We start from the raw sequence: 15,740 nt of genomic DNA, 5'->3' as shown, positions 1-15,740 counted from the left end.
TTAATAATAGGACTTTGTTCCTGAAAATACGACCGATTTCGACAAAAAGCATTAGGTATAATGGGTTAAAATCCATATAAAGTAAGATATGTCGTCATTTGACGAATTGTTTTTGTAGGAAAATGACCTTAGTTTCGATAATAATGATAGTGGGGGGTGTTTATTGGTGAACACTACATATTACATTACCAATAAAAATAATCAGTTGCTGGAGTTATTAAATACGATTGATTATTGCTTGAGTGATGCTCGGCTAGAAGAAGTGGATAGAATCATACGTCTTAAAGAAGAATTATTAGCTAACGATGGAATACATATTACTCCGGAACAAATTAATAACATTATTTCTTTGTTATTATCTTTTGTTCCTATGACTGTTAAAGAAGTAGGATGACAATTTAAAGCGGCAGCAATAAAAGGACCTCCATCCATCGGAGAGGTTCTTTTTTTATGTACTTTTTAATTTTTCGAACACCTTCTATTGGTTTTGGGGGTTGTTTTATTATTTATGGTAAAAAAATTAACAATTTTATATACTTATAGTAGAAATTTGAATTTTTTGATAGTTATCAACTTAATTATCGGGGAGACTAAAGTATGTTTCGGATAGAAGATCAAACAGAGATTAACACATTATTTAATGGATTTCTCGATATGATGTTTTTAATGAAAGTAGTGGATGAAGGAAAGAGATTTCAATATGCAGCAGCAAATGATTCAGCTCTTAAATTTGCAGGCATCAAGAGGGATGTTATTGGCAAGTTTATGGAAGAGGTACTTGATAGGAAACTAGCTGAAGAACTGCAAGAGGTCTATGAACAAGCGGTATTCTCCGAAGAATCGATTCAGTTTGAGACAGAAACGTTCCATAAGGGTATACTGCAAACTGCCGTGACATGCTTAACCCCTATACATAATCAACAAGGCGAGTGCACACATTTATTAGCATCTGTTAAAGACGTTACCGAATCCAAAAGCATCGCAGAAAAACTAGAAAGATCTGAAGAACAATATCGTATCCTTTATGCAGAACAAAAAAATGCAGAATCCTTACTTATCGGCCAAAAATTAATATTAGAGATGATTGCAAAAGGATGCAGCTTGAAGGATGTGTTTAAAGCCATTTCTTTAAATTTTGAAGCAGCTATGCCACAATCAGAAGTTTGTATTCATTTGGCTAATGAGCGGGATAAAAGACTTGAGTATTTCTATTCAGCTAATCTGTCTGAATCATTCATTCAAGATATACATCAGATTGAAATAAGCTCTGCTGAAGAGAGCTGCGGCAGAGCGGCGTTCACATACAAGTCAGTTATTTTAATGGATATAGGGAAGGAATTGAAAAATGATAAAAAGAAACGAATGGCTTTGCAGCATGGAGTAAGAGCCTGCTGGAGCAATCCGATTCTATCATCTTCCAATCAGCTACTTGGAATCTTAGCCGTTTACTTTAAGGCACCTTCTTCCCCTGATGAAAAAGAATGGGGAACAATGGAAGCGTTTTCGCATCTCGCAGGATTAGCGATTGAACAAAAGCAGAAAGAAGAAGCACTTCGAAAAAGTGAAGCTAAATTCAGAGCGATGACTGAAAATGTTACAGACCTAATTGTCACACTTGATACGAGCGGAAAGGTTAAGTATACGTCACCTTCTTATAAGCTTATTTTTGGAGCAGAAGCCAATCTGGGTAACTCTTTTCTGACCTATACACATCCGGAAGATATTCCCGCGGTATCTGATAAATTTCGAGATCTTTTAAATGATAAAAAGCCGTTAGAAGTTCAGTTTCGTTATCTTCATGCAGATGGCCATTACGTTACGATTGAAGCCAGGGCCATGCCAGTGCTGAAAGAATCAGGTGATATTGAGAACATTGTTGTAGTGGCAAGAGATATTACTGAAAGAAATAAACACAAAGAACTTATTAAAAGGATGGCATATCAGGATCAGCTTACAGGCTTGCCAAATCGAAGATCATTCACAGAAGAATTTGAAGGTCACCTACGGAACGCTGAAAATAAAAGTCAGCAGCTGGGAGTCCTGTTTTTAGACTTAGATCGTTTTAAATTTATTAATGACTCACTCGGGCATTCTTTTGGCGACCTCGTCTTAAAAGAAGTTTCTTTAAGATTGAAATTGTTCACTAGAGGTTTTGGCAGAGTGTATCGGATGAGCGGTGATGAATTTACAATCATTCTTGAAGATATAAACGAAGAGAAGCTTAAGAGGAAAATGACTAATCTTCTAGAAATATTTTCGGAACCTATTTTTATTAAGGACGAAATGATACATATTACAGCGAGTATAGGTGTTTCTATATTCCCCCTAGATGGTCACGACCCGAAAGCTTTACTGAAGAATGCAGACCTTGCTATGTACCGAGCGAAAGAAGATGGTAAAAATACGTATCAATATTATAAAAGTGCGCTAGACAGCAACAGTTATGAAAGACTGCTTATGGAGAATGAACTGCACGGAGCCATTGAGAATGATGAACTGCTGCTTCATTATCAGCCAAGGTTTTCTATAGATCGAACATCTATCATTGCTTTGGAAGCCTTAATTCGATGGAAACATCCTCGCTGGGGGATGATCTCTCCTGGGGAATTCATTCCCTTAGCTGAAGAAACAGGGCTGATTACTAAAATAGGAGCATGGGTTATTCGCACTGCCTGCAGACAAACTAAAGAGTGGATGGATAATGGATATCCTCCGGTTAGAATAGCTATAAATCTATCTGCTAGGCAATTTTTGCAAAGAGATCTTGTAGCATCTATTCAATCTGTTCTGAAGGAAACGGGTTTGCCTCCGGAATTCGTAGAGCTTGAGATTACGGAAAGTACATTAATGAAGTATGAAGAAACTATACTTTTCTCCATCGAGCAATTAAAAAAAATGGGTGTGCATTTTGCGCTGGATGATTTCGGGACGGGTTATTCCTCAATGGGGTATTTAAAGAAATTCCATATTGATACATTAAAGATCGATCAATCATTTATAAGAGGAATTGGAACAGAAACAGATGATTCTGCCATTGCTACTGCCATCATCACTTTAGCTCACTCATTAAAAATGAACGTTGTGGCTGAAGGCGTTGAAACAGAAGAACAATATAATTACTTAAAAGAGAAGAACTGCAATGAAATACAAGGATTTTATACGTGCCGGCCGATGGAAGCTGAAAAAATTGAGTTGTTGATTATCAATCATATGACTAAGGTAAAAGCAATCAAACCTATTACGGTTTAATGAAAAAAGGGGCTTATTACAAAGCTCCTTTTTTACACTTTCTTTTCTTTTTCTGTTTTTTCCTTTAGTTCTTCCATTTCTTTTTTAAACCTTTTTGTAAGGGAGTCTTGATTGCCGTATAGGAATATCATATCTCCTTCTTGTATTTCAGTAGTATAGCTGTCCTTCCTTAATGTAACATCACCGCGTTTAATAAATAGCACCAGCATATCATCTTCTATTTCAATAACGTCTTTTAATTTCTTGCCGATTACTGATGAGTTTTTGTGGATAGGCAGTTCAATAACGACGTCATCTTCATCAAAATACATAACATCACGCAAAGGCAGATCAGCTAAATTGTATTGTTTTTCAAGATGTCCTTCAAACGATTTCTCCAGATAGCGTTTAAACTTCGGCATACTCAGAATGAGGTAGAGTCCTATAAGTGCCAATGTAATCATCCCAAGTTCAATAGAGCGAAACTCATCAGATAATATATTGCTTATCGCAGAAATGACTACAGCAAGAGAGAAAACACCAAAGAGTATAAGAAAAGTGCTCAGTCTTCTTCTGATTGGATGTTCTAAAATTAATTCTGATTCTCCCGTAGTAAATCCTGTAGCAGTAAACATAGAGATAACCTGAAAACGGGCAATTTCTTTTTTTAATCCTGTAAGTGTAAATAAAAGAACATTGATTTCAATAACGACTGCAATAATTGCAAAATAAAGTAAAGTAAACAAAAAACCCACGAAGGCACCTCCGACTTATACTTTCTATCCTCTTATACCCTAAAAAATCTATATGTAATGATTCAATTTCCCCTTTTCATAAAAAATCGATGCTTCACATATAGTTTTGTACAGGAGGGGATGTAGATGACAGGCTTTCTTATTGCTCTATTACCGGCAGGACTATTATGCGGAGGAGTGGCATTGCTCATACATTCATTTGTGAAAAAGGACACCTATCACTATGATAAAGATCACCTTTGGGAAGATGCACCGCAAACTTCAGAAGATTATCGTCTTAAGTAGCACATTCATTACTTGATATTTTCCTCCATTATGGTAAAAAGTAATAAAACAATAATTAGAATTGAGGACGCAATGTGAGGAAAGTATCAAAAAAGTGGCTAATTGGAGGAGCAATACTTGCCATCCTTTTATTTGCTATTTTTCAAGCAGGAAAAACAGAAGGTTCTAATAAGATAAAGACAATAAAAATAGTCGCACTTGGTGATTCGTTAACGTATGGCGTAGGGGACCCTTCAAAGACCGGATATATTGGCGTTGTACGTCAAAACATCCAGAAGCAAACCGGCAGAAATGTAATTGTAAATAATTTCGGAATTAGCGGACAACGATCAGACCAGCTTTTACGTCAATTGGACAATGGCGTCGTAATAAAAGCCCTCAAGCAGGCTGAATATGTGTTTGTATTTATAGGGACAAATGATTTTAGGCATGCTGCTGGCTGGAACTTCCGTCAGCTTCCGCAGCAGCCGCTCTTACTTGGAAAGGAAAAGCTGCGCAATAATTTGAGTAAAACACTTGCAGTCATTAGGGAAAACAACTCCTTTGCACAAGTATATGTTCTAGGTTTGTATAATCCATATTTTGGCGAGGAATATGATACTAAAGCTCCTGAAAGTATACGTTCGTGGAATGAAGCAATTATTGAAGCAAGCAAAGAAAGCACATTAACGAAATACATTTCTACGTATGAACTTTATGAAAATATTGAGAAAGACATGTATTTTGCAGATTCTTTACATCCGAACCGAAGAGGTTATTATAAGATGGGGAATTGGGTTTATAATCAGTGGAAGCCATAAGAAAAAGCTGACCAATTTGGTCAGCTTTCTTCATGCTATTTTTTAAATTGAGTATCTAATTTGCCGTTCATGTCAATTAGGAATCCAATTTCACGGCCTAATAACTCACCAAGTTCTTTAGCCTTTTTTTCACTTTCATTTTTTATCTGCTCAATCGTTAATTCACCTTTTAATTTAGAAGCACCCACGATAATGCTTAAATCACCTTTTTCATAAAATACGATCTTCATTTACAATACCTCCCTGAAAAATAGAACCTTTTACATAATTCGCTTATTTGTTCATGCTTATGGGGTAGAAAAGAAGATTTGGAAAAACCTTCATGATGAAACATTTAGATGGAATAAATATGCATGTTCAGAAATCTTGACAAATTTTTATGTATGTTGATAAGATTAAAACATGTTAATATGATTCGCTGAATTCTTTTGTTCTATTCTGAACTTAAAAGAAGCGGGGGAACCACAACTTTGGCACTATGCCTGGGATGAATTTGTTAAAAGCAGAAGGGATAACTCTCAATTCCCTAATCCGACAGCTAACCTCGTAAGCGTTTTTGGAGAGAGAGCTTATATACATGGGCTAAGTCTATGTGTTGCAGTGTACCCCACGGAAAATTCCTCTCTAGTTTTCGTGGGTTTTTATATGCAAACAAAAATTTAGGCATGTATTAGGACACACTCCTCATACTATAGTAACAATAGTAAGAATTTTCTAATAAAGGGGGATGCGTTTATGAAGTTATCAACAAAAATCTTGATTGCATTGGCACTTGGGGTTGTTGCGGGACTTATTCTTAACTTAGCCTTGCCAGATGCTTTCGCCACACTCGATAAGTATGTATTGAAACCAGTGGGAACATTATTCTTAAACCTTATTAAAATGCTGGTTGTACCAATTGTGTTCTTCTCAATCGTACTAGGTACCGCAGGATTGGGTGATCCTAAAAAATTAGGACGTATCGGTGCGAAAACAATCGGTTTCTTCCTTGCTACTACAACAATCGCCATCATTATTGCAATGGCTTTAGCACTCATTTTTAAACCTGGCGTAGGTGACTTTGAAACCGAAGGAGCTAAATTTGAAGCTCAAGAAGCTCCAGCTGTAACAGATACTTTGTTAGGAATTATTCCTACTAACCCTGTTCAGGCTATGGCTGACGGGAACATGCTTCAAATCATTGCATTCTCAGTATTTGTAGGATTCGCTTTAACGATGCTGGGAAGCAAAACAAAGGGTATTATGGATTTAATTGAACAAGGTAATGATATAATGATGTACCTTGTTAACCTTGTTATGAAGTTCGCTCCATACGGTGCTTTTGCTTTAATTGCTTCAGCAATTGGAAGCCAGGGTATGGATGCGGTTAAAGCGATGGGTCTCTACATGACTATCGTAATTGCAGCATTAGCGATTCATTCCGTTGTCACTTATGGTGGATCTGTTGCATTCTTAGGTAAAATGAATCCTGTTAAGTTCTTTAAAGGCTTCGCACCTGCAATGTCTGTAGCATTCAGTACATCAAGTTCTAATGCTACCCTGCCTATCTCAATGAAAACAGCACAAGAAAACCTTGGAGTTCGTAAGTCTGTAAGCGGTTTTGTTCAGCCACTCGGTGCTACTATTAATATGGATGGAACAGCTATTATGCAAGGGGTTGCGACAATCTTTATCGCACAAGTGTATGATGTGAACTTAAGTATTGGTGCTATGCTTACGGTTATCTTAACTGCAGTATTGGCTAGTATCGGTACAGCAGGAGTTCCTGGAGTTGGGCTTATCATGTTAGCGATGGTATTAAACTCTGTAGGATTGCCAGTAGAAGGTATCGCATTGATTCTAGGAGTAGACCGTCTATTGGATATGCTTAGAACAGCGGTTAATATCACTGGGGATGCTGCTTGTGCAGTTATCGTTGACAAAGGTGAAGATAAGCATGTTGGGGAAAGAAAAGAAGAAGCAACTGCTTAATAAAAGTAATTAAAAGCCGCAGGAATTTCCTGCGGCTTTTGTTTATGCCAAAATCCCTAGTTTAGTAAAAATGAGTAAATAAATGTAAGCATAAACGGAACTTCATGTTAAAATAGATAAATACATAATGATGTTTCGGAGTGATATTTTTGGAAAAATGGCTTGAATTAATAATACTTGCTGGAAAAGTTATTTGGGTGCAGCTGCAAACCGTTATTAATCCCGTTGTTGAGTTAATGGAAAGCGGCATGAATTCTTTTTGGTTCGTGTTTGCTTTAACTGTACTGACAGGCTGCGTAATCATGGAGTTATTAAATAAAGCTATTACTTTTTATCAGGCGCATAATTTCATTCACCGTAAGATGGTCAGGGAGCCTGCCCGTGATATTGAATTTAGCCTCTTTATTAAGACCCTTTGGCAAACAGACCGATCTAAAGGGCTAGTAGCAAATGCGAAAGCTGCCAAAAGCCGATACTTACAGTTTAATTTACAAGAGAGACTATTTATTCAAAATAACTTGCAGCAGCGAATGAGATTCCTAAGAAATAATCAGCCTTTATTTTTATTGGCAGCACTTCTAACAGGATTATTCTCGAGCATTGCAGCAAATGTACTCCCTATCAATTCTGTAAGTTTTACGGGAGAAAGTGTTTTGAAAACTGTCTTATTCTTACTTACATGGCTTTTTATCATGCAATCAAAATATGTTTCCATGAAAAAGCAGACCTATTACCATCTTGCCTGGATGCAAGAGACGAACAGGACTGCAGCTGTTGACTTAATTCAGGATGATGCGGCTGTATCTATCAATGAAAGCAACCCTACGTATTAACGCGATACGTAAGGGTTGTTTTTTATCCAAAAACGATAGGGGAAATATACGGCTTCTTCCGCATATTGAATGCCTATCCTTGGTCCGGACGCTATATCATGTGGCTCGATTTTAATTTTTTCTTTAATACTTATTCCGCACGTATTCATTTTTTGACCAGAATGCTCCAGTGAAAACCCCATACTTTTTGAAAGCTTGCCAGGACCATTTGTGAGCAGAACCTCTTTTTTTATCCTGCCTCTCCTTTCTTTCATGATTTCTATTCCTTTGACAGGCTGAATAGCTCTAATTAAGATCGCTTCGGGTTTATCTGCCGGACCGGACACAATATTGAAGCAAACATGCATGCCATATATGAAATAGGTATAAATTGTTCCCGCTTCATGGTACATGACTTCAGTTCTTAGGGTTCTCCGGTTTCCAAAAGAATGGGCTGCCCGGTCTTCAGGGCCTAAATAAGCTTCTGTTTCGACAATTATGCCAGAAGTTAAACCATCTCGATTTTTATGAATAAGTTCCATACCAAGAAGTTTTTTTGCCAGGTCTAATGTTGGCAGATTCCATAAATCCATTTTTTTCTCCTATTATGTATGACATGAGCATGATATCAGTAGAATAACTTATAGAATTTGTAGTATTATGTTACCTTTTGTCGGAGTTTTGCAAACGTAAAAAAAAGGAAATCATAAGTTTAGAAAGAAGTTTTTATAAGCAAATAAATAGGAGGCGTTTAATGTGGATGGTTGGGTTAATGAAACAGGAATTTATCAGAATCTCTCCAAAAGACGCTGGGAATACTGGGAAGTGAGCCAGCACGGAGTAAAAACAATGGTTTCATGGCTTTGCTGGAATGCGCCTAACTCTGTTTATGAACAATGGAGTAAATCTGTCTTACATTAAACGAAGTACTTTTGAAGTTCCTTTCTCATGGAAGGGACTTTTTTATTTTCCTGAATGCTTGAATCTTCCTTAAGATGGTTAAAATGGTTAAAAAAAAGGAGATTGAGGAATGAATCATAATAAAGGGCAGTTGAGAAGAGCTGTAGAAGGAAGAAAACAGCGTTTGATTCAGCATCTTATTCATAAAGGGCTATATGGCTATGAAGATCATAGACACTTAACAGAATTCACATTAACAGAATTAGAATCAGAGTGGAAAAATGCTCAGCTTTTAGGAAGAGAGGATCATATAAGCTAAATAATTTTAAATATTTAAAAAATAGATACTTCTTTACTTTATTTTTGGTATAATATCCCTAAGGGTAGGGAAAAGGGTTTATTTTTACGACAAAATAACAGAAGAAATACCATAAATCGTTTGATAAAGGCAAATTCACTGAAAAGTGGGGACGCAAAGCTAAAGGGGCTTCATTTCTTATAATATGCCAGCCAGCTACCTTACGAATCATTATCCTTCGATTTATGAAGTAAAAGAGGGAGGATATGTAAATGGAAAATCAAATTTTGTTCTTATCTTGGTCGGTGGTCGGTTACTATTTAGCAATTTTATTTTGTTTCGGATTGCTTCTGTATTTTACAGCGACAATGGTAAGAAAAGATACACGCATTATTGATTATTTTACTAATGTATTGATCATTATAGGTGCAATTGCATGGGTGGTTATCACGAGTTAGCATTAGATTGGAAATTTCCAAATTTTTAGTAAGGATATACTCTAAAGCCCCGCGTTATAATTGATGCATACATGGAAGGGGGCTTTAACATTGAAATATAAAGAAAGACTTAATCTCTCTGATGAAGATAAGGAGTTACTAGTCGAAGCGTTACTTAGCCAGGGTTATGCATATGAGGTTGTAGATTCTGAATTAAAAGATCTTGAATATGAGCTGAAACCGGGCTACGAATCAAAAATGAGAAAATTGAACGTTTTATTAAAAAAATTACATAGCTAAATAATAAAGAGGTTGACTTCAAAATAAATTTTTGAAGTCAAACCTCTTTTTATTTGACTGTTTTCGTAAACATTGTTGCTATTGAATATTTTGTTACTTTTCTTCATTGACAAGTTGATTGGAGTGCAAGGTGCGAGACTCCTCGAAAATGAAAATCACATTTTCTTCGTGCGATTTAACGCTGTCGAAGCTTTCCTTGTCCTGCGGGATCAGCGGGACAGGTGAGACCCCGCAGGCGCTTTGCGCCGAGGAGGCTCACCGCACGCCCCGCGGAAAGCGAGCACCTGGAGCGCAAATCAACCACTTACAAGAGCAACAAAGATTGTAAACCTTTTATCGTCCATTTTTCTTTATTAAGTATCTAGTAACCCTTTTCTTCTAGCTTCCATCCGCCACTCAGCTTCTTTTACTAATCTTCGAGGCAGTTTTCCTCTATTTTTCAAGAAAGACCAATATGTTAAATACTGTGGCGGTCTTGAAACTGGGGAAACATTTCTAGCATACTCCCACCAAGAGATTTCATTTGCTTCGAGACGTATAAGAAAAAGATCGTCACCTTTTACCATATAACTCACTCCTGTCTTGCCTTTCATTACCCATAGTATGGACCGATTTAATAAAAATAATCGAAAAAAAATCATGGCAGTTCAGTTTATGCAAAAAGGTGCATTTTGATTAGGACAAAAAGTAATTTTTTAGTTAGGCAGGATTTAAGTTATGCAGCTTGAATCTTTAAAATACATAAAGGATGGAAGAACGTGCTGTGAAAAAGAGGAGGTGGTCCGGTTGGAGCAGGTACTCATGTTTTCATCGCTTCTGGCCCCATTAGTTACTGCACTTATGGAGCTGTTAAAACGTACTTTCCCGATTCCTAAGAAATATATCCCTATTAGCAGCTTTTTTGTTGGTTTAATAGTTGGAATTCTTGCTTCCCCTTTTACCAATATGGATGTTGAGTTAAGGCTATGGTCTGGAGGAATAGCAGGCTTGGCAGCAACTGGATTGTATGAAATAGGGAAGAAAAGTAAAAAATCAAAAAGAACATGCTAAGATATTCAAGTTGATGTTATTTTAAGCTGTTATCATAAACATTGTTGGCTATTAGGAGTGGTTGATTTTCCGCTCCAGGATGCTCGCTTTCACGGGGCGTGCGGTGAACCCGCCACAGGAGACTCGCACCTTGCGCTCCAATCAACTAGTCATAGGAGCGTACTCCAATCTTTTGAAAATGATTCTTATTACAAATGTTTAGAATTTGTAAGACAGTGAATAGATTATAGTAAGAAAACAATGACGGGTGGTGGATCTCTTGAAGGCTTTTATAGCACTATGTTTTGCTGTTATGTTGTCCTTTCTATTTGTCCCTAACATCCCAGATCAAGTTAACCAGAATTCCAGTTCGAAGGAAAAAGCTATCTCACAGCCAGTAAATGCTGAAGAGAAAAAGACTGGAGAGAAAAAAATTCCTGAATTCAACGAAGATCTTGCAAAGAAAAATGCAAGCCTTTTCATGGAAGCTTTAAAACAGGAAACAGATGATAATTATAAAGTACTAAACTATTCTACAAAAGATGAACTTATAACTTATTTAACTAACTTTGTTTCTGAAGATATTGCTGCATACTATACAGATGGTTTATTTGAAGAAAGGGAAAGTTCTTTGTATATCATTCCGACTGAATTGCCTCCTTGGTTAGAAGAAGAGGAACCAGTAAATATCAAGCAGCTTTCTGATACATCTTACCGCGTTTATCAAAAAAACAGTTCTGATCTTTACGGTATCTATGAAATTACTCTTGGATATGAATATATTGACGGCAAATGGATCATTACATTTGCTTCAGTGGATTAAGCATGGGGCTACCCATGTTTTTTCACGATTAGAACAAACATCAGAATGAACGATTAAAACAAATGGACTTTAAATGTTGTGAACTTTACAATAGAGGAAATAGTCGAGATGGAGTAGTGCGATGGATATTATTACATTTAAAGATTTCTATAACAACACCGTACAATTGTCGTTTTCTGACCACCCATTTTCTGATACTCCAATGCATGTGTGGTGTATTTGTAAATTTAAAGACCAATGGTTATTAACCGAACATCCAAGGCGAGGTATAGAGTTTCCCGGTGGAAAAGTAGAGCCAGGTGAAACGGCAGATGAGGCAGCAGTCCGAGAGGTTTATGAAGAAACGGGAGGTCGAGTTTCTGAATTAAAATACATTGGCCAATATTACGTAGACGGAAAAGGCGGAAAAATCATAAAAAATATCTATGTGGCTAACGTAGATAAAATTTTATTGAAACATCGTTATTTTGAAACGAATGGTCCAGTCCTGATGAGTCAACTTCCTGAAGATGTAGCAACCAGCAAAGCCTTTAGTTTTATGATGAAAGACCAGGTATTGTCAGAAAGCATGAGGTACGCTCTCGAACATTCCCTGGTCTGATCAGAGTTTATGAATGGTGCTTTATAAGTTTGCTCTCCAGGTACTCGACTCCTTGATACATTACCGTAGCCATTAAAGCAATGATTAAAAGGCTCATTAAAACAAGTGTAAAATTGAACACTTGGAATCCGTAAATGATCATGTAGCCTAATCCTTGTTTTGAAACAAGAAATTCGCCAACAATAACACCCACCCATGATAATCCGACGTTTACTTTCAGGGATGAAATAATACTTGGAAAACATGCGGGAAGGATAACCTCTTTAAAACATTGTTTTTTATCTCCGCCAAACGAACGGACAACTTTAACATAGTTTTCATCAACGTTTTGAAAAGCCGTATACACGACAAGTGTTGTGATAATAACCGAGATGAGAATGCCCATTGCTATGATCGATCCGAAATTAGGCCCGATCGCAACTATCAGAATAGGACCTAGGGCAACTTTCGGCATAGCATTAAGAACTACGAGATATGGATCTAATACTCTTGATAAGAAAGGGGACCACCACAGAATTGCGGCTAATAAGGTCCCGAACAGAGTCCCTAGAATAAACCCAAGAACAGTCTCTCCAAGAGTAAATGCAACATGGATATAAAGTGAGCCGTCACTTGCCTTCTCTAGAAACAGAGACCAGATTTTAGATGGAGAACTAAAAAGCAATGGATTGATCCAGCCTTGTTTTGAAGAGATTTCCCACATCGAAAAAAAACTTAGAAAAATGAGCAGCTGGACAATCCGGATGTTTCGTTTTTCTTTTTTTATGGATAAAAGAAACTCAAGATGTTTCTTGTTCGTGATCGTTTTGCTCAATGTGCTCCAACTCCTCCCATATTTGCTGAAATGTTGCTGAAAAATCAGGGTGCTGTCTCGCTTCGAATGGCAGGAGGCTTTTTAGAGTTTCTGGAATTTTAAATGTGCGGAAAATACGGCCGGGATTGCTTGATAACAATATGACATTATCACTCATCGCAATTGCTTCTCCAATATCATGGGTAACAAGAATTGCCGTTTTACCGTGTTCTTTTAGAGTAGAAGATACTAAGTCTTCCAGCTTCAGTTTTGTTTGGTAATCTAAAGCTGAGAATGGCTCATCAAGTAAAAGCACCTTAGGCTGGGTTGCTAAAGTTCGAACAAGTGCTACCCTTTGCCTCATTCCGCCTGAAAGTTCTGAAGGGTATTTACTCTTTGTATGTTCAAGTCCGATTTCTTTTAATAAACGGTAGGCCGCTTGAATGTGTTCGGCTGTATATTGATTTCTGAGCTTTAGGCCAAGCGTAATATTATCTTCAATTGTCTTCCATGGAAAAAGATAATCTTGCTGAAGCATATAGCCAATCTTTGGATGCGGCTGATTGACTGGCTGATTGTTAACCATAACCGATCCAGCGGTTGGGATTAGAAGACCTGCGATAATAGATAGCAAGGTGGATTTTCCGCATCCGCTTGGACCGAGAATGGAAGTGAACTCTCCTTCATTTATTGAAAGTGAAATATCTTCTAAGGCCGTTGTGGCGGATGTTTTTGAAAAGTAAGTTTGACCTACTGATTTTAGCTGCAAAAAAGCCACGACGATTCCTCCTGTACTTTATTTAATAGCTTTCTTCGCTAACGTTGTATCAACGAGAACATCATAATCGATCTTTTTAGGAAGTTCACCAGCCTCTTCCATTATGGTTTGCAGATTGTTCCACTCTTCTTCATCCAATATCGGATTTAATGCAAAGCTATGCTGGCTCTTATAACGATCGACTACTGTTTCAATTAATTCGACAGGGGTATCTTCAAAATATGGTGCGATGACTTCAGCAATTTCAGCAGCTGAATGGTTTTCTACCCATAACTGAGCTTTGTATAAGCCTTTTGTGAATTTCTCAAGAGTTTCTTTGTTTTCTTTCATGTAACTTTCTTTTGCCATGAAAGTCGTGTAAGGTATTTTCCCCGATTCTGCCCCAAAGGAAGCAACGATGTGACCTATACCTTCTTGTTCAAAAAGACTTGCTTGAGGTTCAAACAATTGAACGTAATCACCTGTACCAGAAGCAAATGCATTAGCGATATTGGCAAAATCGATGTTTTGGATCATTTTCAGATCATTCTTAGGATCGATCCCGTGTTTCTTAAGGCCAAATTCACCAGCCATTTGAGGCATACCGCCTTTACGCTGGCCTAAGAATGTACTTCCTTTTAACTGTTCCCATGAAAAGAAATCGGGCTTTTTGCGTGCCACTAAAAAAGTGCCATCCGTTTGCGTAAGCTGTGCGAAGTTGATTACAGGGTCTGTAGATTCTTGAGCGTGAACATAAATCGTTGTTTCTGAACCTACAAGTGCAACATCAGCACCGTCTGACAGTAAAGCAGTCATCGTTTTATCTCCGCCCCAAGTTGTTGTTAACTCAACGTTAATCCCTTCATCTTCAAAAAAACCTTTTTCAATGGCTACATATTGAGGGGCGTAAAAGATGGAGCGGGTAACCTCTGCTATACGGACTTTTTCTTGTTTAGAACTGGAAGTGCTGCAGCCAGCCAGAAGCAAGGAAAAGGCAAGCAGGAAAGTAAACAGTAAAGTGAATTTCCTTTTTATATGTTTCATTGCAATCCTCCTGCACAAATAGGGATGAAGTCATGACTTTTATGTAATAATGTATGTGATTACTGAAAATGTGTGTTTACCCACTAAATAAATAAGGAGTGTCGGAATGAAACGAGCAAAAATCATAGAATGGCAGCGATTTCCTTCCCCACATCCAACCATTAGATTGTATGTTGTAACGTACTTAAATGACGGATTGAGAATAAAAGGTCTGGCTGCTCTGCCTGAGGGAGAAGGCCCTTTTCCGGGATTTCTCTATTTAAGAGGCGGTATTAAGTCAGTTGGCATGGTTCGTATCGCGAGGATTATTCAATTCGCATCACAAGGATTTGCAGTTATGGCTCCATATTACAGAGGAAACTTGGGTGGAGAGGGAAACGAAGACTTTGCTGGTAAGGATCGTACAGATGCCTTTGCTGCATTTGAAGTGCTGAAACAATTTCCAAAAGTTGATGACAATGAAATCCACGTGTTTGGCTTTTCCAGAGGCGGACCGATGGCATTGTTTACTGCCATGAAGTACCCTGAAATCAAATCTGTAGTTACTTGGGGCGGTGTAACAGATATGGCTGTCACTTATGAGGAAAGAGAAGACTTGCGGCGGATGATGAAGAGGGTAATCGGCGGCACCCCAGAAAAGTATCCTGAAGAATACGAATGGCGGTCGCCCTTGTATTACTGTAGTGAATTGCAAGTCCCTCTACTGTGTATCCACGGAATGAAGGATGAAAATGTGAGTGTACAGCACACACTTAAGATTGAAAAAAGGTTAGGAGAACTCGGGAAACCATGTGAAACTTGGATCTATCCCGAATATACGCATTACTTCCCGCCAAAAGAAAACAGAAAAATAACATATGCGCTATGTGAGTGGATGAAGGAGCAAGGAAAAGGAGCTGAATGAAAA

The 15,740-nt window shown here is 37.6% G+C and carries 21 protein-coding genes and 2 riboswitches; of the genes, 14 read left to right on the top strand and 7 right to left on the bottom strand.

Features of this window, described 5'->3' with window-relative positions:
* Positions 1 to 166 precede the first annotated feature (166 nt).
* Together ABE41_RS14975 and ABE41_RS14970 are read left to right on the top strand one after the other, a co-directional pair.
* Positions 167 to 394 carry a hypothetical protein gene (locus ABE41_RS14975; RefSeq protein WP_156774284.1) on the top strand — a complete coding sequence of 76 codons (228 nt, stop codon included), beginning with the start codon at positions 167 to 169 and terminating at the stop codon, positions 392 to 394.
* 203 nt (positions 395 to 597) lie between these two features.
* Positions 598 to 3,249 carry a bifunctional diguanylate cyclase/phosphodiesterase gene (locus tag ABE41_RS14970; RefSeq protein ID WP_066291933.1) on the top strand — a complete coding sequence of 884 codons (2,652 nt, stop codon included), beginning with the start codon at positions 598 to 600 and terminating at the stop codon, positions 3,247 to 3,249.
* Positions 3,250 to 3,281: 32 nt separating this feature from the next.
* Here the strand turns inward: ABE41_RS14970 and ABE41_RS14965 are convergent, their stop codons facing one another.
* Complete coding sequence (locus ABE41_RS14965; RefSeq protein ID WP_066291931.1) at positions 3,282 to 3,983, bottom strand: TrkA C-terminal domain-containing protein; 702 nt, start codon at positions 3,981 to 3,983, stop codon at positions 3,282 to 3,284.
* A gap of 126 nt (positions 3,984 to 4,109) precedes the next feature.
* On the opposite strand from ABE41_RS14965, the gene ABE41_RS21090 reads away from it, so the two are divergent.
* Together ABE41_RS21090 and ABE41_RS14960 are read left to right on the top strand one after the other, a co-directional pair.
* On the top strand, positions 4,110 to 4,268 hold the full coding sequence (locus tag ABE41_RS21090; protein ID WP_156774283.1) for a hypothetical protein: 159 nt from the start codon (positions 4,110 to 4,112) through the stop codon (positions 4,266 to 4,268).
* Positions 4,269 to 4,342: 74 nt separating this feature from the next.
* Positions 4,343 to 5,068 carry a GDSL-type esterase/lipase family protein gene (locus ABE41_RS14960; protein WP_066291928.1) on the top strand — a complete coding sequence of 242 codons (726 nt, stop codon included), beginning with the start codon at positions 4,343 to 4,345 and terminating at the stop codon, positions 5,066 to 5,068.
* 35 nt (positions 5,069 to 5,103) lie between these two features.
* On the opposite strand, the gene ABE41_RS14955 is transcribed toward ABE41_RS14960, so the two are convergent.
* The gene (locus ABE41_RS14955) at positions 5,104 to 5,298 is read right to left on the bottom strand and encodes a hypothetical protein (protein WP_066291922.1); all 195 of its coding nucleotides are present in this window, start codon (positions 5,296 to 5,298) and stop codon (positions 5,104 to 5,106) included.
* 176 nt (positions 5,299 to 5,474) lie between these two features.
* Positions 5,475 to 5,636, top strand: a riboswitch (cyclic di-AMP (ydaO/yuaA leader).
* Between the two features lie 167 nt (positions 5,637 to 5,803).
* Between ABE41_RS14955 and ABE41_RS14950 the strand changes: the two genes are divergently transcribed.
* Together ABE41_RS14950 and ABE41_RS14945 are read left to right on the top strand one after the other, a co-directional pair.
* Complete coding sequence (locus ABE41_RS14950; protein ID WP_066291920.1) at positions 5,804 to 7,039, top strand: dicarboxylate/amino acid:cation symporter; 1,236 nt, start codon at positions 5,804 to 5,806, stop codon at positions 7,037 to 7,039.
* Positions 7,040 to 7,188: 149 nt separating this feature from the next.
* Positions 7,189 to 7,872, top strand: coding sequence for a hypothetical protein (locus tag ABE41_RS14945; protein ID WP_066291918.1), 684 nt, complete (start codon positions 7,189 to 7,191; stop codon positions 7,870 to 7,872).
* On the opposite strand, the gene ABE41_RS14940 is transcribed toward ABE41_RS14945, so the two are convergent.
* Positions 7,869 to 8,444: a DNA-3-methyladenine glycosylase gene (locus tag ABE41_RS14940; RefSeq protein ID WP_066291915.1), complete on the bottom strand. Its 576-nt coding sequence runs from the start codon at positions 8,442 to 8,444 to the stop codon at positions 7,869 to 7,871. The two genes, ABE41_RS14945 and ABE41_RS14940, sit on opposite strands and share 4 nt — an antisense overlap.
* Before the next feature lie 163 nt (positions 8,445 to 8,607).
* On the opposite strand from ABE41_RS14940, the gene ABE41_RS21085 reads away from it, so the two are divergent.
* The 4 genes from ABE41_RS21085 (at position 8,608) to abbA (ending at position 9,786) form a co-directional block, all read left to right on the top strand.
* On the top strand, positions 8,608 to 8,772 hold the full coding sequence (locus ABE41_RS21085; protein ID WP_156774282.1) for a hypothetical protein: 165 nt from the start codon (positions 8,608 to 8,610) through the stop codon (positions 8,770 to 8,772).
* A 109-nt stretch (positions 8,773 to 8,881) separates the two neighbouring features.
* On the top strand, positions 8,882 to 9,070 hold the full coding sequence (locus tag ABE41_RS14935) for a Fur-regulated basic protein FbpA (protein WP_066291913.1): 189 nt from the start codon (positions 8,882 to 8,884) through the stop codon (positions 9,068 to 9,070).
* A gap of 118 nt (positions 9,071 to 9,188) precedes the next feature.
* Positions 9,189 to 9,273: riboswitch (cyclic di-GMP riboswitch) on the top strand.
* Positions 9,274 to 9,321: 48 nt separating this feature from the next.
* Entirely contained in the window at positions 9,322 to 9,507 is a 186-nt protein-coding gene (locus ABE41_RS14930; RefSeq protein WP_066291911.1) for a hypothetical protein, read from the top strand.
* A 90-nt stretch (positions 9,508 to 9,597) separates the two neighbouring features.
* Positions 9,598 to 9,786 (top strand): antirepressor AbbA, encoded by a 189-nt coding sequence (gene abbA, locus ABE41_RS14925; RefSeq protein WP_066291904.1) that lies wholly within the window; start codon positions 9,598 to 9,600, stop codon positions 9,784 to 9,786.
* 353 nt (positions 9,787 to 10,139) lie between these two features.
* Here abbA and ABE41_RS14920 read toward each other — a convergent pair whose 3' ends face one another.
* Entirely contained in the window at positions 10,140 to 10,352 is a 213-nt protein-coding gene (locus ABE41_RS14920; protein WP_066291901.1) for a hypothetical protein, read from the bottom strand.
* Between the two features lie 220 nt (positions 10,353 to 10,572).
* On the opposite strand from ABE41_RS14920, the gene ABE41_RS14915 reads away from it, so the two are divergent.
* The 3 genes from ABE41_RS14915 (at position 10,573) to ytkD (ending at position 12,239) form a co-directional block, all read left to right on the top strand.
* A complete protein-coding gene (locus tag ABE41_RS14915) occupies positions 10,573 to 10,836 on the top strand; it encodes a holin (RefSeq protein ID WP_066291899.1) in 264 nt (87 codons plus the stop codon).
* Between the two features lie 259 nt (positions 10,837 to 11,095).
* Positions 11,096 to 11,638 carry a hypothetical protein gene (locus ABE41_RS14910; protein ID WP_066291895.1) on the top strand — a complete coding sequence of 181 codons (543 nt, stop codon included), beginning with the start codon at positions 11,096 to 11,098 and terminating at the stop codon, positions 11,636 to 11,638.
* Positions 11,639 to 11,759: 121 nt separating this feature from the next.
* A complete protein-coding gene (gene ytkD, locus ABE41_RS14905) occupies positions 11,760 to 12,239 on the top strand; it encodes an RNA deprotection pyrophosphohydrolase (protein WP_066291893.1) in 480 nt (159 codons plus the stop codon).
* Between the two features lie 7 nt (positions 12,240 to 12,246).
* Here ytkD and ABE41_RS14900 read toward each other — a convergent pair whose 3' ends face one another.
* The 3 genes from ABE41_RS14900 to ABE41_RS14890 are packed head-to-tail and all read right to left on the bottom strand — an operon-like array spanning position 12,247 to position 14,833.
* Positions 12,247 to 13,053, bottom strand: coding sequence for an ABC transporter permease (locus ABE41_RS14900; RefSeq protein WP_066291892.1), 807 nt, complete (start codon positions 13,051 to 13,053; stop codon positions 12,247 to 12,249).
* Entirely contained in the window at positions 13,019 to 13,810 is a 792-nt protein-coding gene (locus tag ABE41_RS14895; protein ID WP_066291890.1) for an ABC transporter ATP-binding protein, read from the bottom strand. Before ABE41_RS14895 ends, ABE41_RS14900 begins: the two co-directional genes overlap by 35 nt.
* Before the next feature lie 18 nt (positions 13,811 to 13,828).
* Positions 13,829 to 14,833 carry an ABC transporter substrate-binding protein gene (locus ABE41_RS14890; RefSeq protein WP_066291887.1) on the bottom strand — a complete coding sequence of 335 codons (1,005 nt, stop codon included), beginning with the start codon at positions 14,831 to 14,833 and terminating at the stop codon, positions 13,829 to 13,831.
* 106 nt (positions 14,834 to 14,939) lie between these two features.
* On the opposite strand from ABE41_RS14890, the gene ABE41_RS14885 reads away from it, so the two are divergent.
* Positions 14,940 to 15,737 (top strand): alpha/beta hydrolase family protein, encoded by a 798-nt coding sequence (locus ABE41_RS14885; RefSeq protein ID WP_066291886.1) that lies wholly within the window; start codon positions 14,940 to 14,942, stop codon positions 15,735 to 15,737.
* Positions 15,738 to 15,740: the final 3 nt, after the last annotated feature.

Origin of the sequence: Fictibacillus arsenicus, from assembly GCF_001642935.1 — a bacterium.
GTDB lineage: Bacteria > Bacillota > Bacilli > Bacillales > Fictibacillaceae > Fictibacillus > Fictibacillus arsenicus_B.
This window is presented reverse-complemented; position numbering and strand designations above follow the sequence as displayed.

Bases quoted from the DNA above. Each gene is read 5' to 3' on its own strand.
- ABE41_RS14885 (WP_066291886.1), top strand. From the start codon at position 14,940: ATGAAACGAGCAAAAATCATAGAATGGCAGCGATTTCCTTCCCCACAT.
- ABE41_RS14950 (WP_066291920.1), top strand. From the start codon at position 5,804: ATGAAGTTATCAACAAAAATCTTGATTGCATTGGCACTTGGGGTTGTT.
- ABE41_RS14955 (WP_066291922.1), bottom strand. From the start codon at position 5,298: ATGAAGATCGTATTTTATGAAAAAGGTGATTTAAGCATTATCGTGGGT.
- ABE41_RS14970 (WP_066291933.1), top strand. From the start codon at position 598: ATGTTTCGGATAGAAGATCAAACAGAGATTAACACATTATTTAATGGA.
- ABE41_RS14930 (WP_066291911.1), top strand. From the start codon at position 9,322: ATGGAAAATCAAATTTTGTTCTTATCTTGGTCGGTGGTCGGTTACTAT.
- ABE41_RS14935 (WP_066291913.1), top strand. From the start codon at position 8,882: ATGAATCATAATAAAGGGCAGTTGAGAAGAGCTGTAGAAGGAAGAAAA.
- ABE41_RS14940 (WP_066291915.1), bottom strand. From the start codon at position 8,444: ATGGATTTATGGAATCTGCCAACATTAGACCTGGCAAAAAAACTTCTT.
- ABE41_RS14920 (WP_066291901.1), bottom strand. From the start codon at position 10,352: ATGGTAAAAGGTGACGATCTTTTTCTTATACGTCTCGAAGCAAATGAA.
- ytkD (WP_066291893.1), top strand. From the start codon at position 11,760: ATGGATATTATTACATTTAAAGATTTCTATAACAACACCGTACAATTG.
- ABE41_RS14890 (WP_066291887.1), bottom strand. From the start codon at position 14,833: ATGAAACATATAAAAAGGAAATTCACTTTACTGTTTACTTTCCTGCTT.
- ABE41_RS21090 (WP_156774283.1), top strand. From the start codon at position 4,110: ATGACAGGCTTTCTTATTGCTCTATTACCGGCAGGACTATTATGCGGA.